The organism is Sphingomonas qilianensis, assembly GCF_039614825.1.
GTDB lineage: Bacteria > Pseudomonadota > Alphaproteobacteria > Sphingomonadales > Sphingomonadaceae > Sphingomonas > Sphingomonas qilianensis.
This window is the reverse complement of record NZ_JBDIMF010000008.1, coordinates 1-22,003: the sequence shown is the minus strand read 5'-3', so window position 1 is coordinate 22,003 and position 22,003 is coordinate 1. Positions and strand designations below refer to the sequence as shown.

The 22,003-nt window shown below is 62.2% G+C and carries 22 protein-coding genes and 1 pseudogene; 14 read left to right on the top strand and 9 right to left on the bottom strand.

Features of this window, described 5'->3' with window-relative positions:
• Positions 1-59: 59 nt before the first annotated feature.
• From ABC969_RS15760 to ABC969_RS15730, 7 genes are all read right to left on the bottom strand, one after another.
• Positions 60-308: a XapX domain-containing protein gene (locus ABC969_RS15760; protein WP_345866117.1), complete on the bottom strand. Its 249-nt coding sequence runs from the start codon at positions 306-308 to the stop codon at positions 60-62.
• Positions 309-333: 25 nt separating this feature from the next.
• Entirely contained in the window at positions 334-1,176 is an 843-nt protein-coding gene (locus ABC969_RS15755; RefSeq protein WP_345866232.1) for an alpha/beta fold hydrolase, read from the bottom strand.
• Positions 1,177-1,334: 158 nt separating this feature from the next.
• Positions 1,335-1,997, bottom strand: coding sequence for a hydrolase (locus tag ABC969_RS15750; RefSeq protein WP_345866231.1), 663 nt, complete (start codon positions 1,995-1,997; stop codon positions 1,335-1,337).
• Positions 1,998-2,143: 146 nt separating this feature from the next.
• A complete protein-coding gene (locus ABC969_RS15745) occupies positions 2,144-3,208 on the bottom strand; it encodes a FecR family protein (protein WP_345866116.1) in 1,065 nt (354 codons plus the stop codon).
• Positions 3,205-3,726 carry an RNA polymerase sigma factor gene (locus tag ABC969_RS15740; protein ID WP_345866115.1) on the bottom strand — a complete coding sequence of 174 codons (522 nt, stop codon included), beginning with the start codon at positions 3,724-3,726 and terminating at the stop codon, positions 3,205-3,207. The genes ABC969_RS15745 and ABC969_RS15740 overlap by 4 nt, the downstream gene beginning before the upstream one ends.
• Positions 3,727-3,865: 139 nt before the next feature.
• Positions 3,866-6,934 carry a TonB-dependent receptor plug domain-containing protein gene (locus ABC969_RS15735; protein WP_345866114.1) on the bottom strand — a complete coding sequence of 1,023 codons (3,069 nt, stop codon included), beginning with the start codon at positions 6,932-6,934 and terminating at the stop codon, positions 3,866-3,868.
• A 402-nt stretch (positions 6,935-7,336) separates the two neighbouring features.
• Positions 7,337-8,077, bottom strand: a complete 741-nt coding sequence (locus tag ABC969_RS15730) for a class I SAM-dependent methyltransferase (RefSeq protein ID WP_345866113.1) — start codon at positions 8,075-8,077, stop codon at positions 7,337-7,339.
• A gap of 145 nt (positions 8,078-8,222) precedes the next feature.
• Here ABC969_RS15730 and ABC969_RS15725 point away from each other — a divergent pair.
• The 12 genes and pseudogenes from ABC969_RS15725 to ABC969_RS15675 form a co-directional block, all read left to right on the top strand.
• Positions 8,223-8,444: pseudogene (locus tag ABC969_RS15725) on the top strand (IS3 family transposase); the annotation flags it as partial.
• 620 nt (positions 8,445-9,064) lie between these two features.
• Complete coding sequence (locus tag ABC969_RS15720) at positions 9,065-10,366, top strand: tyrosine-type recombinase/integrase (protein ID WP_345866112.1); 1,302 nt, start codon at positions 9,065-9,067, stop codon at positions 10,364-10,366.
• A gap of 97 nt (positions 10,367-10,463) precedes the next feature.
• On the top strand, positions 10,464-10,664 hold the full coding sequence (locus tag ABC969_RS16525) for a helix-turn-helix transcriptional regulator (RefSeq protein WP_380808904.1): 201 nt from the start codon (positions 10,464-10,466) through the stop codon (positions 10,662-10,664).
• A complete protein-coding gene (locus ABC969_RS15715; protein WP_345866111.1) occupies positions 10,661-11,050 on the top strand; it encodes a hypothetical protein in 390 nt (129 codons plus the stop codon). The genes ABC969_RS16525 and ABC969_RS15715 overlap by 4 nt, the downstream gene beginning before the upstream one ends.
• On the top strand, positions 11,047-11,307 hold the full coding sequence (locus tag ABC969_RS15710) for a hypothetical protein (RefSeq protein ID WP_345866110.1): 261 nt from the start codon (positions 11,047-11,049) through the stop codon (positions 11,305-11,307). The genes ABC969_RS15715 and ABC969_RS15710 overlap by 4 nt, the downstream gene beginning before the upstream one ends.
• Entirely contained in the window at positions 11,304-13,379 is a 2,076-nt protein-coding gene (locus tag ABC969_RS15705) for an AAA family ATPase (RefSeq protein WP_345866109.1), read from the top strand. Before ABC969_RS15710 ends, ABC969_RS15705 begins: the two co-directional genes overlap by 4 nt.
• A gap of 73 nt (positions 13,380-13,452) precedes the next feature.
• Positions 13,453-13,938, top strand: coding sequence for a terminase small subunit-like protein (locus tag ABC969_RS15700; protein ID WP_345866108.1), 486 nt, complete (start codon positions 13,453-13,455; stop codon positions 13,936-13,938).
• Complete coding sequence (locus ABC969_RS15695; protein ID WP_345866107.1) at positions 13,938-14,306, top strand: hypothetical protein; 369 nt, start codon at positions 13,938-13,940, stop codon at positions 14,304-14,306. The genes ABC969_RS15700 and ABC969_RS15695 overlap by 1 nt, the downstream gene beginning before the upstream one ends.
• Before the next feature lie 81 nt (positions 14,307-14,387).
• Positions 14,388-15,008, top strand: a complete 621-nt coding sequence (locus ABC969_RS15690) for a hypothetical protein (protein WP_345866106.1) — start codon at positions 14,388-14,390, stop codon at positions 15,006-15,008.
• Positions 15,008-17,053, top strand: a complete 2,046-nt coding sequence (locus ABC969_RS15685; protein WP_345866105.1) for a hypothetical protein — start codon at positions 15,008-15,010, stop codon at positions 17,051-17,053. Before ABC969_RS15690 ends, ABC969_RS15685 begins: the two co-directional genes overlap by 1 nt.
• A 64-nt stretch (positions 17,054-17,117) precedes the next feature.
• Positions 17,118-17,792 carry a recombinase family protein gene (locus ABC969_RS15680; protein WP_345866104.1) on the top strand — a complete coding sequence of 225 codons (675 nt, stop codon included), beginning with the start codon at positions 17,118-17,120 and terminating at the stop codon, positions 17,790-17,792.
• 280 nt (positions 17,793-18,072) lie between these two features.
• Entirely contained in the window at positions 18,073-19,263 is a 1,191-nt protein-coding gene (locus tag ABC969_RS15675) for a DUF6161 domain-containing protein (protein WP_345866103.1), read from the top strand.
• Between the two features lie 364 nt (positions 19,264-19,627).
• Here the strand turns inward: ABC969_RS15675 and ABC969_RS15670 are convergent, their stop codons facing one another.
• Both ABC969_RS15670 and ABC969_RS15665 read right to left on the bottom strand, forming a co-directional pair.
• The gene (locus ABC969_RS15670; RefSeq protein ID WP_345866102.1) at positions 19,628-20,593 is read right to left on the bottom strand and encodes a DUF2971 domain-containing protein; all 966 of its coding nucleotides are present in this window, start codon (positions 20,591-20,593) and stop codon (positions 19,628-19,630) included.
• Between the two features lie 52 nt (positions 20,594-20,645).
• Entirely contained in the window at positions 20,646-20,885 is a 240-nt protein-coding gene (locus ABC969_RS15665; protein ID WP_345866101.1) for a hypothetical protein, read from the bottom strand.
• Between the two features lie 44 nt (positions 20,886-20,929).
• Between ABC969_RS15665 and ABC969_RS15660 the strand changes: the two genes are divergently transcribed.
• Together ABC969_RS15660 and ABC969_RS15655 are read left to right on the top strand one after the other, a co-directional pair.
• Positions 20,930-21,445 carry a hypothetical protein gene (locus tag ABC969_RS15660; RefSeq protein WP_345866100.1) on the top strand — a complete coding sequence of 172 codons (516 nt, stop codon included), beginning with the start codon at positions 20,930-20,932 and terminating at the stop codon, positions 21,443-21,445.
• Positions 21,446-21,484: 39 nt separating this feature from the next.
• Positions 21,485-21,913, top strand: a complete 429-nt coding sequence (locus ABC969_RS15655) for a hypothetical protein (RefSeq protein WP_345866099.1) — start codon at positions 21,485-21,487, stop codon at positions 21,911-21,913.
• Positions 21,914-22,003: the final 90 nt, after the last annotated feature.

Here is a 22,003-nt window from a genome sequence, read left to right as displayed (position 1 = left end):
CAGGGGGCCGGCCAGGGTGGCGGCGGCGATGCCGGCGAGCGTCTCGCGTCGGTTGGGCGTCATCCCGATTTCTTCCCGCCGGGCAGACGACCCAGGACATGCTCGGCGCACTCGGTGCGGAGATAGGCGAGCGCTGCGGGCGGATGGCGCGCCAACCGCTGCGCGAGCGGGATCGCCTGCTCGCCGATCAGGATGCCGAGCAACCCGACCAGCGCGATTGCCGGCGGCGCCGGCGATCGGACGCCGAGGAGGCTGTAGACGATGCCGACCAGCAGGCCGGCCCCCAGTGACAACAGATAGGGTTTCATCACGTCCTCCTCGGCGCGCGGGAGATCAGCTGCGGATGAACGCAAGCAGATCGGCGTTGAGGACATCGGCGTGCGTCGTCAGCATGCCGTGCGGGAAGCCCTTGTAGACCTTCAACGTGGCGTGCGGCAGCAGCTGGGCCTGCAGCTCGGCGGCGTTTTTATAGGGCACGATCTGATCGTCATCGCCCTGTGCCACCAGCGTCGGCACGGTGATCGCCTTCAGATCGTCGGTCTGATCGGTTTCCGAAAACGCCTTGATGCCCTGATAGTGCGCCAGCGCGCTGCCCATCATGCCCTGCCGCCACCAATTGTCGATCACCGGCGCCATCACCGTCGCGCCGGCGCGGTTGAAGCCGTAGAACGGGCCGGCGGCGACATCATGGAAGAATTGCGCGCGGTTGGCGGCGAGCCCGGCACGCAGCCCGTCAAACACGCTGATCGGCAGGCCGCCGGGATAACGCTCGGTCTTGACCATGATCGGCGGCACCGCGCTGACCAGCACTGCCTTGGCGACGCGACCCTGCGGCTGGCCGAACTTGGCGACATAGCGCGCGACTTCGCCGCCGCCAGTCGAGTGGCCGATATGCACGGCGTTCTTGAGGTCGAGATGCTCGGCGACGGCGGACGCGTCGGCGGCATAATGATCCATGTCATGGCCGAAATCGACCTGCGCGGAGCGGCCATGGCCGCGGCGGTCATGCGCCACGACGCGGTACCCGTTGGCGAGGAAGAACAGCATCTGCGCATCCCAATCGTCCGACGACAATGGCCAGCCGTGATGGAAGACGATCGGCTGCGCGTCCTTGGGACCCCAGTCCTTGTAGAAGATTTCCGTGCCGTCCTTGGTCTTGACGAATCCGCTGCTCATTTTGGATGCTCCTGTGATGGTCTTGCGGTGGGTTTGGGCGAAGGTCGCCGCGGGCAGCAGCGTCACCGCCGCGGCACTGGCGGAAGCGAGCACGACGGCCCGGCGCGACATTTCAATGGCGAGATGTGACATGACGTGTCCCCCGTCGGATCGCGTGATCAGCCGTGGCTGCCTTCGGACGCGCCGAACATCGTCTTGGCGTAGGTAACGCCGAGCCCGTAGGCGCCGCCCCACTTCTTCGCGATGCCGGTGGTCGATTCGTAGGTCTCGGTGCGCGCCCAATCGCGCTGCAGCTCAAGCAGATATTGCAGCGACGTCATCGGCGTGGCACCCAGCTGGATCATGCGCTGGACCCCGCGCTCGTGCGCCTCGGCCGACACGTCGCCACAGGCATCGGCGATGAAATAGGCCTCAAAGCCCTGGTCGATCGCGGACGCGACCGGCCCGACGATGCAAACGCTGGTCCACAGGCCGGCAAACACGATGCGCGGCTTGCCGATGCGGTTGACCTCGGCGATCACGGCGGCGTCTTCCCACGTGTTCATCGAGGTGCGGTCGAGCATCGGCTGATGATCGAAGGCCTCGACGATCTCGTCGAACATCGGGCCTGAAAAGCTCTTCTCGGCCACCGTTGTCAGGATGGTCGAGACGTTGAACGACCTGGCGGCGCGGCTGATCAAGGCCGCGTTGTTGCGCAGCAGTTCGGCGGCAATCGATTTGGTGGCAAACGCCATCTGCGACTGGAAGTCGATCAGGATCAACGTGTGGTCGGTCGGCGAGAGGAGAGATTGGCCGGGGGCGGGTGTCGCAGTGACTGTCATCATGGGTCTCCTTCGAGGGGGTCGGTAGCGATGACGCTGGGCCGAGAAATTTCCACATGAGCAAATCGACAAAAAAATCGCACGCACGGTTGGGGGGACGCTGAACAGGGCAACACAGCGGGGTCGGAGCGCCGGCGCGCGTCGATTTAGAGCCGGTTGCGGAGCTCGATCCGCGTGGGGCTCACACGCACGACGCGCAGGGACAATAACGCGGACACGGTACGCGCAAAACGCTCGGGATCTCGTAAGCGGAACTGGCCGGATACGCGCAGCTTGGCCACGGCGGGATCGGCAATCGCAAGCTTTACGGTGCTTCCGGCGTTGATCGTCGCAACCGCCGCAGCCAGCGTGACGTTATCAAACTGCGCCAGATCCGTCGATCCATCGGCCGACGAAATTTGCGTGATCGCGTCGCGCTGCCCGGCCCGCGCTACCAGCTGCTGCCCCGGGATGAGCGTGGTCGCATGGCCAGCCTGGTCGTCCACGCGCACGCTGCCCTCGTACAGCGCCACCGTCAGCGCCTCATTCCCCAGCGCGACCTTGAAGCGCGTGCCGACATCCACGATCGTCCTGTCGCGGGCGGAAACGGCGAACGGGCGCGCGGCATCGTGAACGACGGCGAAGACCGCATCGCCATGATCGAGCGTTACCCGCCGCCGGGCGCCGGCCATATCGACGCGCGCCTGCGCGCCCGGCGCGAGCGTCATGCGCGTGCCGTCCGCCAGCCGATAGTCGCGGGAGGCGTCCGGTGGCGCGGCATAGGTCCGTGGCATGGATGCCGGTCCGGTCGCTGCAGCCACCTCCTGCTCGCCAGCGGATGGCCGCTGGCTCAGCTGCACGCCGCCGGCGATGGCGGCGATCAACGCCGCTGCCGCCGCCAGCGACCGCCACCCGCCCGGAACGCGATTGCTCTGCGCTGGCGCACGGTCGGCCCCAGTATCGGCCCCAGTATCGGCCCCAGTATCGGCCCCAGTATCTGCCAACGCTGCCTCGCGCAGCGATGCAAAGACGGGATCGTCGGCATCGTCGAAAATATCCCAGGCGCTCTCAGCGGCCGCCCAGGCGTCTTGGTTGGCCTCGCTTTGCGCCAGCCAATCTGCAAACAGGCCCGCTTCGACGGGGGCACCCTGATCCTGCTGGATGATCCATAATGCCGCCGCCTCGGCGGGCGTGAGCGTCGCCAGCCGCGCTTTCGTGATCGGGGTGGTCATCGGCCGTCCCTCAGCGCTGCCAGGTGGGCAACGGCGCGCACCATGTGCTTCTCGACGGCGCTGACCGACAGCCCGAGGCGTTTGCCGATGTCGATATAGCGCATGCCTTCCAGCCGGCGCAGGACGAAGATCGTGCGCGTGCGTTCGGGCAACGTCTCCAGCGCGGCCCGTGCCGCATCCAGCGCCTCGCGCCCGGCCAGGATGCGATCCGATCCGATCTCGGGCTCGGCCATGCTTTCGGGATCGAACTCGACATGCGCATCGGCGTGACGCACCGTGCGCCGACGCTGGCGATCAGCGAGCACGCTGGCGGCGACCTGGAACAGATACCCCCGCAGGTGATCGATGTCGTCGGTGGCGCCCCGCATCGACAAACGTGCAAAAACTTCCTGCACCAAATCCGGCACATCGTCCTGCTCGCGCACGCGGCGGCGGAAATAGCCGGTGAGGGGCGAGCGCAACGCCTCAAGCGCGGCGCCGCGCGCGTGATCATCGGGGTTGAGGGCGGATGGGTCCACCACGCGAATTTGCGCGATCGCGCCGCCAAAGGCCAGCCTCGCTGCCAGCGGCGCGGGCTGAAGTGGCCCAGGGAAGCGGCTAAACTGCGGTCTCATCGACAGGCAGGACGCGCGCGCCCGAGAAATCCACACGGCAGCGCTAAAACCCCGCCACCACGGTCAGCTCGAACCGCCGCCGCCGCGGATCGGCATAGCTGCTATAGTCGCCCGGCGCGTTGATCACGGTGGCGGGGCGGTGATCGAAAAGGTCCTGAATGCCAAAGCGCAGCTCCAGCGTGCGCGGGCGACCCGACAGCCCCGCACCGGGCAGCGCCAGCCGATGTTCGATGCCCATATCGAACGATGCCTGCGCGGGAACGCGCTTGCCGCCCTGCAGCAAGACGTCCTGATCGAACAGCTCCCGCAGATATTCGATCCCGCTGGTGATCCGGTAGCGCCCGGTAAATTGTCCATCCAGCGATACGGACCAGGCGCCCTTGCTCCAGCGCGCGCCGGCATTGCCGCGAATGGCCAGCGCGCCATCGATCGCGTTGCGATAATTGCGGTCGGGCACATCGAACCCGATCACCTGCTGGAAGCGCGGTTGCCAGGTGGCGGCGGCGGACAGCGCGATCGTGCCGGCACGCGCCGTCGGCACGATCCAGTCGAGGCGGCCATTCAGCGTATCGATCGTGGTGGCGCCGGTTTGCAGGCTTCCCGTATCGACGGCGGCGATGCGCCCGGCGGTATAGCCGAGGGCAAGATCGGCCGCGCTGAGCGGCAGTCGCGTCACGCGGCCGGGAACGGCATCTTCGTTGGCAATGAAGAATTCGCTGTCGCCCGCCAGGCTGTCGACGGTCTGGCGTTGATTGGTGATGTGGATGTAATCGAGCGACACGCGCAAGCCGGGCATGGCGACGGGCTGCACGACGATGCCGGCGGAGATGCTGCGCGCGCGCTCCGGCATCGGACGCAGCGGGCCACCGACGATCACGTCAAAGGAATATATGGACCGCTCATTGCCCCGCTTGGGGTCCGGCAGCAGCGATACGCTGGAGCTGCCACGCCGCGCCAGCGCGGTGACGGTCAGCGGCTGCTCCCCCGTTGCCACGCTGCCGCGGAGCATGATGCCCGGCGCCGGCGAGACTTTCACCCCGGCGGTGTAGACGGTGCCGGCGATCTGCACGGTGCGTGTCGCGGTCGCCGCGAGCGCGTCGAGGGGGGCCTGTGTCGTGGAGCGATCGTGGCGCACCGCCAGTTGCAGCTCGAGTTCGCGCAGCAAGGACAGCGCCGAAGACTCGCTCGTCAGCGGCGCCCGCAGCTCGCCGTAGAGCGAGCGTGTGACTTGCGAAAACTGCGCCAGCGGGGTTGGGCCGACCGTGCCAAGCAACGCCGAGGATGCGGTCGCTACCCCGTCGGCGACCTGTTCACGCCGGCGCTCGGCCAGAAAGCTCGCCGTGAGATCGCCACCGCCCAGCCGCACCAGCGGCCCGGCCACCCGCACGGTCGCATCGGAAAAGCGGTTGGTCTGCGCAAACGCCCGGCTGTCCGTCCCGTACAGGCCATCGAAGGACGCCACATAAGCGCTGTAGTCCACCAGCGGATTGCGCGGCCTGCCCACCGCATCGGTTTGCGAAAAATAGCTCTCCAGCCCGGGGAGGGTGAAATAACGGCCCCGTCCATCGAGGCGGCGGCGCCCGGTGCCGAAGGAATAGTCCGCGCTGCCGCGCCAGCGCATCGGCAGGTCGATGATCACCCCGCCGGTCGCGCGCGTCACCGTCGTGCGAAAGTCGTACTCATGCCGCAGGTCGGGATCGGCCGCATAGACTTCGATGGCCTGCGTAAAGGGGTTGCCCGGATCCTCCGCTGCCAGCGTGGTGCCCATCGTGGTGTAGGACACCACCGCATGCCCCTGATTGGTCAGGCGCAGATAATCCGCGAACAGTTCGATTGGCCCCGCGCGGTGCCGCACGCTGGCGATGATCGAGCGGGTGCGGCGCCCAGACAGCAATGAGGCCCCGCCGCCGGCGGCGGTGGCGGTGGGCGTCGTATCCAGCATGCCGGCATTGGCCGTCAGCTCCTGCGCCAGCGCCGCCGCGGCGCGGCCATCGGCAGGCACGGCATAGCTATAGGCAGCGCCGAGCGCCGCGCCGCCATAGCCGGGCTTGAAGGTCAGCGCGCTGCCGTCCTGCGACACGACATTGAGCGAGGACGATGCCGGGGTGAAGTATCTGGCGATGTACGACGGATCGTTGGCAAAGGTCCGCGCGGCGGCGCGCGCCAGATAATCCCGCGCGCCTGCCTCCAGGCCCGCAAAGCTGGAGCTGAAGAGCCCGAGCATGACATCGGTTGCCCCATGATCCGGCGTAAAGCCGAGGCGTGCATCGACCCGGCGGTACGGCGCATCGCCCCGCGCGGTGACGCCGCTGGTGACGGCCACCTCCATGCCGCGATACTCCCGCCGCAACACAAGATTGACGACGCCGGCTGTAGCGCCGGGCCCATATATACCGCCGGCCGTCGCGGTGATCGCCTCGACGCGATCGATCGCCTGTGGCGAGATCGCGTTGACGTCCGATTGGAGGAAGCCGGTGACCTCGTCCGCCATCTGCGGCAGGCGGCGACCATCGACGAGGATCAGCGTCTGCGCCGTGCCCAGCCCGAACAGATTGATCGACGATGCCGTCTCGCCGAACGCTGTCGCTCCCCGTTGTGACAATGTCGCGCTCTGTGCATTGGCCGGCAGGCGTTTGGCCGCCAGTTCCTCAACGGTAGCAATATGCGATGTCGCGATCTGCTGCCGGGTCACGACCTGATATGGCCGGACGTCATTCTCCGTGCGTCGAATATCCGCGTTCTGCGTGCGTCGCCCGATCACGAGGATCTCAGGAATTGCTTCCGGCTTGGCCTTGGCATCGCTAGGCGCAGCGACGACGACCAGATAGCTGCCATCGGGGGTTCGCTGGATTGCCAGCCCGGAACCCGCCAAGATCCGGTTCAATGCTTCGATAGCGTCGAAGCGTCCGGACGCTGCGGGTGCAGAGCGGCCAGCCAGCATGTCGGTTGAGAATAGCAATTCGATGCCGAAGGTGCGCGCAATCGCCTGCAGGCTGTTCGCCAACGGCTGCACCGGGAGATGTATTTTTCGCGGACCGCCGGCTGGCGCCGCGCCGACCGACGCCGGCATGATCAGCGCCGCGATCGCGACGAAATGGATCCGTGTTGTCATGACCCCCTGGCCGGCACCCCGCGATGATCCGCGCCGGCCGCCCCGGTAGAACATCAAATGCCGTTTGTCTCATACCTTTGGCGTGGCGATGGCTACGATTTTTACCATTTTCGTCCGCTGTTGCCGAACCTATTGCGCGGGCGGCATCTAGAACAAAATCCTTGGCCAATTGCTGATCATCTGGCGTGCCGTGCAGAGCCGGTGATGCGCTCGAATGGTCGTGTGGGCTGGTGCGAGCTCCGCAGGCTACAAAGGCACGCAGCCAGCATCGTTGGATTACATGGCGTCCGCCGCCGAGCGATACATTGCACCCCCTATGAGCGAGTAATTCGGCCGGCATATTAATCCGCTCTGCTCAGCTTAATCCGCTCTGCTCAGCAGCTTCGGTGTTTGGCTTGTCGTTTACGCCGGCTTGTCCATCACGGCCAACGACTGCCAAAAAGCAGGATGCCTGCTGTCATCGGAACCATGGGTGAATTGCGGTTCGGCAAACCCGGCGTCCTGGGCAAAGCGGCGAATCCAGTCACGGTGTAGAAACGCATCAAGTTGCTCACCCGGCTGGCCCCTGCGCAGGCGCGCCAGGTTTGCATTCCAAACCCGGTCGTGCGCGGGTTCCTCCATCTCCAGAAAGGAGAACAACATCTTACCCCCGGGCTTTAAAGCGCGGAAAGCATCGGCAGTGTAAAGATAACATTCGCTCGGGTAGAGATGAGTAAATACCGACCAATGGAATATCATGTCCAGCGACGCATCGGGCGCTGCGATTGTGGGCCTAAAATTAAGATGCACATGGTAATCAGGGCACTGGCGCGCTAATTCTTCTATAAGTTCCGGTACTACATCCACACCGATATAGTGACCTGCCCAACCGGAACGACGCAAGGCCTGCGCCGTGCGCCCACAACCACAGCCCAAATCATAAACCGACATGTTGTCCACTAGACCATGGTGGCGGAGGACCGCCACATGACCGTCCCCCTGTGAGATAAAATTCGCCATGGTCTCAGCACCGATCGCCTGGGCCAGCGCCAGCGGACGATCCTTCGGCAGTTCACGCAGCCGGCGCCGCACAAGCTTCTGATAGTCGGCAATAGAATGGCTCTGACGACGCTTCCGACTTTGCAGGCCTAAGAGTCGCATCATAAATTCGCCCCCCGACGTTTCAACCGCATTACCAATCCATATAGCCCTGTCAACGGATCAGTGATCGTCGGTATTTTGTGATCGGCTATCGCGGCGGGAGACCAATGTAATTAAAGCGCCCCGGGTTAGTTGAAGGCTTCAACTCCTGAGAAGGTGGAAGACAACGAACAAGTTTGCATCGGACATCCGCAAGCGAGCGGGATCACCTGTGCAGATGGGCTAGCGTGGTCTCGATCGCCGAGAAGATCGGCTGCGTTCCGCAACGCTGCTTGAGTGGGGCAGGAGGACGGAGGTCAACAGCGGCAAACGCGCCTGTGTCCCGACGGAAGTGGCCCACGAGGCGGAGGCGCTGGAGCGCGATGTCCGTTAACGGCGGCAATCCACCGAGATACTGCGCAAGGCTCGGGTATGATCAGTAGCGCGATCGCGACGAACTAGATCCTCGTTGTCATGCCCCCGGCGGGCACCCGCGACCATCCGCGCGCCCCGGCCCGGCAGAACATCCAATGCCGTTTGTCTCATACCTTTGGCGTGGCGATGGCAACTGGCGTAGTTGTCGATGCAAAGCTGACCGCGCACCCTTGTAACCATGGGCTGCGCGTATGATTGCGGCCCGCTGCTGTATTAAAGGGCGATGTTGAAGCCGGGGAGGGCCAAGTGGTAAGAGCTGTCAGCACCCATGTGGAAAGCGAAACTCTTTGGCCTGTATGCGATCTGATTGCTGGAGCGGTCAAAGACAACTCATGCCCAAAAGTTCAATTATTAAGCCATTTGAAAATATGGTGGACGCACTTGGGCTCGAACCAAGGACCCGCTGATTAAGAGTTACCAGCTATAAGGTAGATCGTTGTTCCCTCTGGTTCCCGGATGGCTAGAAATCCCCTGATTTCCGCGGATCAGGCAATTGTTTTGTTCTTCTTTGTTCCGCGCGGTTCTGTCATGGTGGGTGCACGGTGGGTGCAAACGACTAAGCGAGGGACCAGGCGCATGCCAACTGGCAAGATTACGAAAAGCAGCGTCGACGCTCTGGCGGCGGATGGCACCAAGCAGTTTCTATGGGATGATGAGCTCAAGGGGTTCGGGCTACAGGTCACCCCCGCCGGGGGCAAAAGCTACGTCTATCAGTATCGTACCGGCGGGCGCGAGGCGCAGAAGAAGCGGTACACGATTGGGCGGCATGGCTCCCCCTGGACACCGGCGCTGGCTCGTTCGGAATGTAAGCGTCTGGCGGCGCTTGTGGGGCAGGGGATCGACCCCACCGACACCGATCGTGAGCGTCGACGGCAGGCGGTAGATCTCGCCTTCGTTCCCTTTATCGACACATTCAGGGACGGGTATCTCATGTCCGAATGGAAGGACTGGGAGAAAGCCGAAGCGCTTCTACGGCGCGAACCGGCGACGGTGCTGAAGCGCAAGCCGTTGCCGACGATCACACGCGCAGATCTAGTTGCCGTGTTCGATTTGCTAAAGGACAGGCCGGCGACCGCCCGCCAAGCGCATTCCGTCCTGCGCAAGCTGTTCCGGTGGGCCGAGGGCCGCGGAGAGATAGAGCAGGGCAAATCCCCGCTCGGCGCCGATTTCCCGGCGCCGAAGGTGGTAGCGGCGCGCAACCGCGTCCTGAGCGATGGAGAGCTCGCACTGGCATGGTCAGCAGCCTGCGCCATGCCTTACCCATTTGGCCCGCTCTATCGCTTCTTGATGGCCACTGGTCAGCGCCGCGAGGAATGCGCGGCGCTCGGCTGGGCAGAGCTGGACCGAAAGCAAATGATGTGGACGCTTCCCTCTGAGCGGGCGAAGAACGAGCAGGCGCATATCGTGCCGTTAAACCAGCTCGCCGCGCAGGCGCTCGATGACGTGGCACGGATCGGTCAGGACGACAACGAAGCGACCGATTGGCCCGACGCCGGATACGTGTTCACCACCACCGGCAAGACGCCGGTTTCCGGTCACTCCAAGGCTAAGAAGGCGCTCGACGCGGCAATTGCAGCGCTGGTTGCGAAAGAACCGGCGGTGAAGGAAAAAAAGCCGAGGATCGTGCCGCCTTGGCGGGTCCACGATATTAGGCGAACTGTGGCGACAGGCCTGCAGCGCCTCGGGGTCCGCTTTGAGGTGACAGAGGCGGTGCTGAACCATGTAAGCGGCGCGCGCAGCGGTGTCGCGGGTGTCTATCAGCGGCACGACTGGAAGAATGAGAAGCGTGCCGCGCTTGATGCTTGGGGGCGACATATCGAGCAGATCGGCAAGCCGCAGGCGCCTAATGTCGTAGCGATAAAGGCAGCCAAAACCTGACAAATCCTGACATTTTATCCGGGCTGTGCATTCACGCATTTTAGCGCCGACCGTTCCGTAGGGTTCCTCGCAGTAAACCACTGTTCGAGGTCAGCACATGTCCAGCCAGGTAGTCGATACCAACGAGGCGTCGAGGTTGTTGGGACTTTCCAACGGCACCCTTCGCAAAATGCGTCTTTACGGGAATGGCCCGAGATTTGTGAAACTGGGAAGGGCCGTCCGCTACCGGGTTAGCGAGCTCGATGCCTATTTAGATGCTCGGGTGCTGTGCAGCACGTCCGAGAAGGTGGCAGGATGAGCGGCCCCCTAGACGATAACGCCCCAGCTGTGGAAGCAGCCGGGGCGTCGACCTTAGGCCTGGCGGGCGACGGTCGAGAGGTGTTTACCGAGCTTTGCCAGACGGGAAGCGAGGAATGCACAACTGACCCGGCGAAAGTCGTTTCCATATTTGGCGGTGAGGTCACAACTCCCTACGATCGGGCACGCGTGGTCGTTACCGATACCCGAACCCCCGGCGAATTCTGGATCTTTGTCTGGTTTGCAAACGGGGACCGAGTCCACGTCGGATTTTCTTCCAATTACCTGGATGCGCTAGACGAATCTCGCCACCGGGCGCGGGCATTGGGGGTGTTCGCGATCGACCTGACGACGATTCCCGATGATAACTGGTCGGTGCCCTCATGACCGCGGCGCCGAGGTATCGCCCGCTGATCGTGCTGCGCCAGGTCGAGGGCACACAATGGTGTGTGGTGCGGCATCGGTTCGAGGGCGCTAAGCGGGTCTTTGACGCTCGGATCGCAACGGCTCGCGCCTACGCCCTGGCCTGCCAAGCAGCGATGAAGGCCGCAAACGCCCAACGGCTGCCGCTCGGCATTGAGGCGAATGGCGTAAAGCTGCGCCGGTTCGATCCCGCGCGCGACGTGCCGGAGTCGGCTCGATGAGCGGCGTCGCTGAAAACATCACCCGCCACTTTAAGGGCGACTGGCACGGCAACCAGGGACTGTTCCCGGCACCTGGTCATGGCCCAAAAGACCGCGGTGTGTCCGTCAAGGATGCCGGGGATGGCGACGTCGTGTTCCATTCCTTCAACGGTGCAGACTGGCGCGAGATCAAGGACGAGTGCCGGCGCGTCGGACTGCTGCCCGGGCGTGGGATAGAGCCCGCCGCGCCGGCGACTTGGCGCGAAACCGGCGTCTATGATTATGTCGGCGCGGACGGCGCTGTGGCCTATCGCACGGTGCGCAAGGAGAAGCGCGGCGAGGGCAAGCGGTTCGTCGCCCAGCGCCCAGATGGTCGTGGCGGCTGGATCAACGGCCTCGGTGACGTCGAGCGGGTCGTGTACCGGCTGCCCGATCTGCTCGCGGCTGATCCAACGGCGATCGTTTATGTCGTCGAGGGCGAGCGCAAGGCGGATAAGCTGGCTGATTGGGGCATGGTCGCCACTGCCGTCGCATTCGGGGCCAAGGGTTGGCGAGATAGCTATGCCGCGGCGCTGGCGGGGCGCACGGTGGGGATCCTGCCGGATAATGATGATCCTGGGCGTGCGTTTGCCGAGCGTGTTCGTGAGAGTGTCGAGCGAGCTGGTGGCGCCGCGGTCATTGTTGACCTCCCCGGCCTTGGTATCGGTGAAGATGTGATCGACTGGTCTGGCCGCGGCGGATCGGCCTTCGATCTTCGGGCGCTGACCGCGGCCGCGCTTAAGGCGCCGGCCGAAGATTTGATGGCCATTGATGACGTCGCGGACTGGGAAGGCCTAACGGTTCCGCCGCGGCGCTGGCTGGTCAAGGATTGGTTGCCGATCGGGGAAGCCGCCCTGCTCACTGGTGCGGGCTCGATAGGCAAGTCGCTGGTATCGCAACAGCTCGCTGCGACGGTGGCGGTGGGCCACCCCTTCTTCGGCGTTGGCGTCGAGCAGGCGCGCAGCCTCTACATCACCTGCGAAGATGGGCGCGAAGAGGCCCAGCGCCGGCACAGGGACATTGCCAGCACGCTCGGCGGGCGAATAGCTCGCGGCCAGTGCTTGGTGAAAAGCTGGAAAGGTGAGCTCGGGCTCGAGCTGGTGACGTTCGATTCCGAGCGCCGCATGCGACCGACCGACCGTTATCGCCGATTGCGCGCAACGGTGCTGACCGCTGGCATCCGCTTTCTTGTTCTCGACAACACCTCGCATGTGTTCGGCGGCGATGAGAACGTGAAGCGCGAAGTGGCGGCGTTCGTCAACCTGCTCAACGGTCTCGCGGAAGAGATCGACGGCGTAGTCTTGCTCCTTGGGCATCCAAACAAGACCGGGCTGAACAATCCCGACGCCGGCAATGCGAACCAGTTCGGGGGCTCGGTCGCCTGGGAGAATCAGGTCCGATCGCGCATGTTCATGTCGGGCATGAAGGACGACAACGACGCTCGCGAATTGAGCAACCCGAAGGCCAACTACTCCGCCAAGGGCGCAACCTTAACCTTCCGCTGGCACAGCGGCGCCTTCGTTCGCGACGTAGATCTGCCGGATGATCGGCGCTCGGAGATGGCCGCCGTGATCCGCGCCAATTCCGATGATGCAGCCTTCCTGGCATGCCTTGAAGAGCGCACCCGCCAGCACATGGCAGTGTCCGAAAAGACGTCGAGCACCTACGCGCCCACGGTGTTTGAACGCATGCCAGAGAGCAAGCGTATCGGCAAAGGTCGCCTTGAAGCAGCAATGGAACGCCTGATCCGCGTCAACCGGATTGAGCGCGCACTGCTGCCTTGGAAGCGTGATCGAAAGGACGTTTTCGGGCTGCGCCTGACCTGCGCCGACGGTTGCGCCGACGCTGCGTCGGCACATTGCGCCGACGCTCCCGACGTCTCCGCGCCGAACGCGCCTGACACACACTCAATATCTAAAGATATATCCGGCGCGGCCACTGGCGCCGCCGCGCCGATTGAAGAAGCAGCCCCAGACCCAACCGACCGACATACTTGCCGAATTGCCGGCATGATCCTCGCGGATGGGGAGGACGGCGATGATGTCGATCTCTGACTGTGCATATCCAACCGATGCCGGCCCGGTTGGCGGTAATCCCGCGGGACCAATACGCGCGCACGAGGCAGAGATGACCGACGACGAAACCCGAGCAGCACTGCAGGCCACGATCTGCGAGCGTCTGGCTGATGGGCTGAGCCTGCGGGAGATATGCCGCGGCGAAGGCATGCCGGGCAAATCGACCGTGATGCGATGGCTCGCAGCTGACGAGGCGTTCCGCGGCCAATATGCCACCGCGCGCTTCCTGCAGGCTGACGCGCTCGCCGACGAGGTGCTGGAGATATCTGATGACGGCCGCAACGACTGGATGGAGCGCTTCGAGGGCGACAAGCGCGGCCCCGGCTACGACCTGAACGGCGAACACGTCCAGCGGTCAAAGCTGCGTGTGGATTCGCGTAAGTGGCTGGCTGGCAAGATCGCGCCGAAGAAATACGGCGATGCGGCGCTGCTCAAGCTTGGCGGTCACGATGGCGGGGAGATGGGCGGCGGCGAGATATCCGCAGCTGTCGCCGGCCTGGCGTCTCTCGCCGCCTCCCTCTTAACGAAAGGAAACTGATGATGTTCAAGGCACCAAATGCGGAAGAGGGGCGCCGGTTCGTGACGCTGATCGCGAACTCGACGCAGCAGCAATGTCGCGAAATGGGCGAGATGATGATCTCGCTTGCATCGGCCCCGCGTGACCATCGCTGGCAGACCCAGATGGCGAAGGCGCTGGAGGACTTTCCCGAGCCGCCGGCCAGCACCATTGTGACAGCGATGGAGCAGGGGCGGAAGCGCATCGAGGCACATGACCGCGAACTGTGGTCGACGGGGTGGCACCCGGTTCAGATGCGCCGCGAGCTTGAAGCCCGAGGCTATCAGGGTGAGCAGGCGGCCACGGAGCCTACCGCCACCGACCTTCGGCGCGCGGCGCTCTGCGACTAGGATAGCTGTGCATTGCGAGCTTTGCTCTGCCACGTGATCGCTACCGTCGTGTTGGTACTGGCGAACTGACGGAGACAAATCATGGAACAGCTGAACACCTTTGCGCGCACCCGGGCTGAACTTGTCGCCGAACTTAGCGATGCCGAAGGCGCCCGGCTCAAAGCCTCGCTAGCTGCCCTGAACGGGACTGGCACAAAAGGCGAATTGTTGGCGGCGCGCGGACGGGTAGCCGAGCTCAATGCGCTGATTGAAGAGAGCGATGGTGTTACGGCTGAGCTGGAGCGCCAGGCTGCCAGCCAAGCGGCTCTCGTGCGGGCCGAAGCGCGTGCGCAAGGTGCCACGTTGATCCGCGGCGCGATGCACGACCGCCTTGAGGCCGCGCGCGCGATCGAAAGCGCCATGGCAGTCCTCGCGGCGAACTTGGCGATCTGCATTGCGGCGGACGCGACAATTCAGACGGCGGCAGCGCCATGGGTAGAAGATTATCGCGATCCGGAAACGGCCCGTAGTCTGGTCAGTACGGGTCTGAGCAGGGCGGGCAATGAGAACTGGATCATAGGCGCTCTGCATCTCGCCGGTGTTGACAGCGCGGGCGCTCATCACGCCGCGAAATCTCGGGTGATCACCCTTGCCGAGTTAGTTGAAACCCAGAACGCTACGGTAGCTGAACGAATCTGCCGTTACATGCCGGAGCTCGGCTAATGGCCCGGGTCCCCATCATCGCCACTACTAGCGTCGCAGCGGCTCCACTCACGCGCGAACGTGTCCGTGCAGCAGATAATGAAGGCGGCGCGCTCGGTGGCTTCTCGAAGGGAGCGGCGGGAGCGGCACAAGCTCTGAGCGCTCATTCCGACGTTCAGGAGCAGCTCGACGTTCAACTCGATAACGCAGCGACAAAGCGGCAGGATAATATTGCTGCGACGCGCCTGCGTGAACTGCTGCGGACCGGCGAAGATGCCTATTTCTCGAAACAGGGCTTCGTTGCAGCCAATGCCCGAAAGCCAACGGAAAAGGCGATTTCGGATATCCGGCAAGAGCTTTTGTCCGGCCTGACGACCCGTCGACAACGTGACATGTTCAGTCAGTCATTTGACGATCGAGCCAGCTCGGAACTTGTCCGCATTGCTGAGCATGCAAACCGGGAAATTGGGGTTGAGGAAGGTCGCCAGTCGGTCGCCAGAATGTCCAACGCGGCAAGTGACGCTGTCATTCATGCCGACGAGCCCGAGCTATTTGCACGGTTCGTGGCAACGGGGCTTGGCGAGATCGAGGCGAAGGCCGCCGAACATGGGCCTGATGCTACCCGCGCCGCCAAGAAGGCGTATGTTTCCAATATCTGGACGCAGGTTATCGACCAGAAAATGACGGCCGACCCCGAGGCTGCCGCGCGTTCTTACCGTGATAATTACGATAACATCGAACCCAGCGATCGTCTCAAGATCGAGAAGGCGTTGTATCACCCGCTTATGGAACGGCAGGGCGAAGCTGATGGCGATGAGATCCAAGCCACGCTCGAAGGCGGGGCGCCGCGCATCGAGACCGCCGCGCCAACTAAGGGAGCTGTCAAGCCGGTAGCCAACGGAAGGGCGGTAGTCGCGTCGGTCTATCCCGGTGCGCGCATTACGTCGAATTACCGATCACCAGATGATCCGTTGTCTAAAGCCAACCCTACTTCCTGGCACACACAATCTCATGGTGCTGTCGACGTCGCGCCAATCAAGGGTATGTCGTTTGAGCAATATGTTGGGGGCCTAAAACGGGCAGGCTATACAATAATCGAGGCGAAGAACGAGGTCGGGTCGGGACGCAGCGCTCATGCGACAGGCGATCACTGGCATGTAGTCGTTGGCCAGCCCGGCAGCGGCCAGCCCGCGCCGGCCGCACCAGTGGGGCATCCGCGGCGTGACGACCTTGGCGGGTTGTATCAGGCTATCGATGCCAGATCCGATTGGAGTTTTGAGCGCAAGAAGTTTGCACGACAGGCGATCGAGGACAGGGTTTCGCGCAACGATCGGGTCATTGCGCGGTCTGAGGAATACGCCAAAGACGAGGCATATCGCCACATCGACGCATTGGGAGATGACTACACCTCTGTCTCGCAGATACCCGCCGCCGTCCGTCGGAACCTGTCGGCTGAAGCGCTTCACTCGCTGACCAATCAAGCACGGCAGAACGCTGCTCCCAAGCCGGTTGAGGCGAACGGTGAAGTGGTTACCAACCTGCACCAGCTTATTGAACTTGATCCAGATGCGTTCCGTAAGAAGGATCTGCGGCTCTACAAGCAGAGCATGACCCGCGCCGAATACGATCAGGTTTCAACTTTGCAGGCTCGGATGATAGCCAAGCCGAACGCTCCCGAGGCGGTCGCGCACTCCCGCATCTGGGGCATGATCAACCGCTACGCCGTCGACGTAAACCTGGACATGAAGCAGACGAGCAAAGAGGGTAAGCCTGAACGTAAAGAGGCGATGCGCCTATTCTCCGTCATGCAGAATTATATCACAGCACTGACCGGCGGAGAGCGTCAGCCGACCGACGACGAGCTAAAGAAGGCGTTTGATAATGCCGTGATGCCGGTGGTGCGCGGTGGCGCGGCGATAGCACGTTTCCGCGACGACGCTTTGCCAACAAACAGCGTGGCGATACCGCGCGCGGTTCAGGAATCCCTTCGCGCGCGGCGCAAGGCGGTTGGCCTGCCCTATGATGACCAGACGATTGCGCGGATGTATATCCAAGGCGCACGCTGATCATTGCGAAGTCCTACAAAATGGCGTAACGGTCGTTTAGCCATTGTGTAGGAATGACGCAGCCATGAAAGCCGTTGCTTATTACCGTGTGTCGACCGCTGCCCAAGGCCGCTCCGGTCTCGGTCTGGAGGCGCAGCGAGAGGCAGTCGAAAGCCTATGCACCGCCCGTGGCTGGGATCTGGTTGCGCCACCCTATACCGAGATCGAAAGTGGCAAGCGCGCCGATCGACCCGAGCTCGCCAAGGCGCTACACCGCGCGAAGGTCACTGGCGCCACGCTCGTCGTAGCTAAGCTGGATCGCCTAAGCCGTAACGTGGCATTCCTCGCCGCTCTGCAGGACAGCGGCGCCCCCTTTATTGCAGCGGACATGCCCGAAGCGAACGAGCTGACCGTACACATCATGGCCGCGGTGGCCCAGGCGGAGCGCAAGGCGATCTCCAAGCGTACCAGCGAGGCGCTGCAGGCTGCGAAGGCGCGTGGCCAGCGCCTGGGTAATCCAAACGGCGCTGCAGCGCTCAGGCGGGCGGCCAAGGGCAACACTGCTAGCATCGATGCGATCCGATCCGAGGCGGCCGGGCGGGCCGAGACCATGCGCCCGGTGATCGACGACATGCGCGCACGCGGCATCACCTCGCTAGAGAACCTGGCCGGGGAGTTGAATGCTGGCGGGTTCATAACCGCACGTGGCGGCCAGTGGCACGCGTCGACCGTGCGGAACATGCTCGCACGCCTAACCTAGTGGCGACCAGCCGCAACGGCGGGGCCTTGACCACAGTCGTGCATAACCATATTTTCAGATGCGGTTTCGTCGGCCCGCCTGCTGGAATTAGACCAGATGGCGAGGGTTGAGATAAACTGCCCGGCTGCGGCTTTGCGCCGGCGAAACCCTCCCCCAAATATACTGGCTTGCTTCAAGGGCGGGATGCTGCCTTGCGATCTTACGATCGAGAGGCGCTAATTTCACGATTAGCTTGCCGTGGAACGTCCGCCATGTACTCAGCGTTCTGGGGAGCCATGCGATGAGCGATGCAAAAGTACTTAAGATTTCTTTGGACGGGGCTAATGAGGAACTCCATTTCCCGTCATATAGCTCACTCAAGAGATGGATCGTGACCGAACGCGAGAGGTGGGATTGGCTTAATCCGACGTCAAGCTCCGCGAATCAGTTCAATATCGCGATCAACTTGCAGACAAACTTTGATCACCTTCAGCAAATCATCCATAATAACGAAGCAAGCCAAGTTCCTGTTTCGAATAATCTTGATACAATTCAAGAGATTTATTCTTCTCGCAGGCTCATTTGGTCCCAATCTGTCGTTGGCGATACTATCGCGATGATAATCGATCAGGTCGGAATTGAAGCCGCAGCTTTTGCAGCTGGGCTGCATATGAGAATTGTGAACTTAGGGAGTGCGACGAGCGCGGAGCAAATTAAAGGCGCTGTCCTTTATTCGTTTCCCGCGGGGTTTGATGCCGAGCTTGCTGCCAAACGCTTTGCCCTTGAGCGCGCGAATTTCCGTGACGCAGCTCGGGCTGCCGCTCGTGCCCATGAAGCCGCCCTCGCGCACGCAGAGCAGCGCGCCATGGTTATCGTGGAGCGCGGAAAGGGCATTGCTGCAAAAGCATTCACAGCCGCACGCGCTAGCTGGCGGAGCGATCAGCAGCGATTTGGCGAAGCCACCGAAACCTCGATCGACGCCATCAATGCAGTGCGGATGACTTATCAGGAGTTCATGAAACTCAAGGCGCCAGTGGAATATTGGCAGGCCAAATCAGTCGAACATAAGTTTGCCGAGAAGAAGGCTTGGCGGACCCTGACATCGTACTTTGGGATCGCCATCATAGCGCTCGCGGTTACATTTTACGCGGCTGTTGCTCTTCTTCTCAGCAGCACAACCAAGGCGACCAGCCCAATAGTCGCGGTAATCGTCTCGGCCGGATTGGCGGCAATATCCGCGCTCATCTTTTGGGTGGGCAGGATCCTGACGAAGCTATACCTTTCGGAACACCATCTACGGTACGACGCCAGCGAACGCGCCGTGATGACCGAAACATATCTATCGCTCACGGAGACGGGTGCCGCGACGGAGAGCGATCGACAAATTATCCTCGGGGCCCTGTTCCGCAGTTCGTCCGACGGCATCGTAAAGGACGACGGCATGCCCGAGATCGGCTTGGCTGCATTTTTGTCGAAGGTGGGCGTTAAATAACAACCTTGCTCCGGCAACCCGCTTTGACCTGCCCGGCGCGAGGCCGCTCACGCCAGCAAAGTGAGCCCGGCGGCTCGGCTTGGTTCGTCCGCGCTGTGGGCCTCACAGCCTAATCCGGCGGGGGCTTCGGGCCTTCCGGAACCATCACGATCCCGATGATCACGAACATAATGCACATGACGAAAAGCTCTCCGCTCGGACGAAAGCGTTCGACGATAAGTCCAATCACCGAGCAGCCGATCGCCAGCCGAGTCCATGTTTGATAGTCGTTACCGTCCCACCGATCCACGGCGATGCTCCCAGTCTTAACGGTGAATATGCCGAGTGTAGCGGCGGTGCGGCAGGCGTTAAGTCTGACAGCGCACTAGCCGCGCTGCCTCAGAGGTATGTCCGATATAAGGATACGGTCGCGGCTATTTTTGACGCCGGCCGCCTGGAGGGCTGTATCCAGCGCATAAGCGACTTGCTGCGGGTACTGGCAAGGACCCACGACAACCCGATGAACGAGCCGATCGAGCTCGAGCTCAGGCAGATTTATGGGAGACTGATCCCCAAGCTTGATCTTGTGCACAACTTGCGGAATGCCGGCAATGGTGTGGATGCCCTTATCCATATGAGCAGGTCCGAACAACGGGGGCGCGAAGATCACCCTCCATTCCTCTTCCTCAGCAAACCCGGGATGTTTAGTTGTTAGAACTAAGTCCTGGAAAGTATGAAATAAAACAGACTTAACCCGCGCCCGGGGGAGCTGTTCGAGTAGATCGCCATGCGATCGCAGGTTCGCCACGATCTGATCAAAATGTCGATCAAACTCCGCCTGTCCATACAGCACCGGATACATGAAGGCATTCAGGGCCTGCCCGACCTCTTCACTCTCGAATACATCCGTGTTGAACACGATCGCGACACCCGCGACCGGGCCGCCATATGCCCGCCACATCGACAGTTTTCCGAGAAAATCGTTTTCGGAATGTTCGGCGAACGACGTCAGGTAGGTGTGTGTGTTGATTGGCTCTTCGACCTCAACCAACCAATTAATAATCTCAGTCGCCAACTGATGGTGGGCGCCGCCTAAAATCGTGTCAATCTCCGCCATCTGCCGTTTTAAAGCATCAACAAGCCGCTCTTTGCCGTATTTGATCTCCGAGAAATCGTTCATCAGCGCGGAGTTGCGCAGCCATATCGATTTGCCGGTGATAATGTTCATGGCGTTTTCGGCGGTCGTATAATGGGCAACCTTACGCCGGTTCTTTTTTAGAAGATCCAGACGAGCATTCATGTGAGTGTTCATCAGGTTATAAAACGTGATGGCGGCCTCGTCTTCTGTCATCGCTAACAGCTAGCACCGCTCCGTCCGTGGATAAAGTAGCAGCGAGGGCCGGTCAGCGTCGGCTCAGCGCTTCCCACAGGATACGACGTGCAGCCTCTGGCCTCGACGGTTTCGGCTCGACCTGGGCCTCGATCCATTCATCGAGCGCGGCCAGTAAATCCGGAAGCATCCGGATGCCGATCAAAGAGCCCTTGCCGGTGGTGACCGGACGGCCTCGTTTATTTGTGTTATCACTATTTGACACCATACTGATTTTGAGATAACACAAATGCGAGCTGAGAGGAAGCGCCAACTTCCACCCAGCTCTTACCTCAACCGATCGTAAGGAGATCGATAGTGGCTAACACCATCTCTAGCATAATCGCGTCAAGGCGCGCCATCTTCGGTGCTGCGTTGACTGCGCCCGCCCTGGTTGCAATCAGCGGAAGCGTCGCAGCGGCAATGCCCGTAATGCGATCCGACTTCGACGCCGCATTGAGCACATACCACCGTGCCCGTGACGCAGATCTGCACGATCTGAACCACGGGGCGCTCAAGAGCGCTTCTGACTTATACGATTGCCGGACCGCACCGTTTGCCGCAAAATTCGGCGCCACAAGAAACTTGGCTCATGGCCAAGACGCTGTGCGCTGGGATGCCTACTTTGAAGAGATGCAGGCCGCGGAACAGCGCCACACCGAGATGTTCTCCAAGCCCCGCTGGGCCGCGTTCGAGGCGCTAATCGCTGTGCCGGCCCCCACGATCGGCGCGCTTTTGACTAAAATCAAAGTGGCCGGCAACGAAGTTGACGGCGACGACATCGTGGAATTCGTGCGCGCCGATCTTGCTCGCTTTGCAGCGCAGGAGGGTTGAGCGATGACGACGAATCCAACCGCCGCCGCCCCGCTTTCGTTGATCCAGGCGCTTCACGAGCGTTGGGAGGCGACGCAGCTCGAAGGCACCGCGATCGAAAACGCTCAAATCGCGACCAATGACGACACCGCTCGCGACGGCCGATTGGATCGCGCCAGCCGCGCCAATGAAGCCGATGGCGACGCGCTGCGGTATGCCATCCTTACCCAAGTCCCGGACGGCAATACCGACTTGTTGATCCTCACCTACCACGTTCGGCTGGAACATGACTTCCAGGCCAATATCGTCTCGCCATTCGGGCGAACGGACCCGCGGCCTGGCATCTTGTCGAATGCGATCGACGCCATGCTCGACTTCATGGCTTGCGACTTTGGCATCAATCTGGAGGCGATCGGTTCGCAGATGCAGGACGGATGCGCGATCGTTTTCAGTGCGCGCCGGTATCGAACCGGCGAAACGGAGGTTTGAGCAATGACCCCCACCATGAGCCGCGCCGCCCAAGCCGAAACCCTGCTGCAGGAGGGGGTGTCCTCGGCACAGGCGATCCTATTCGCAATC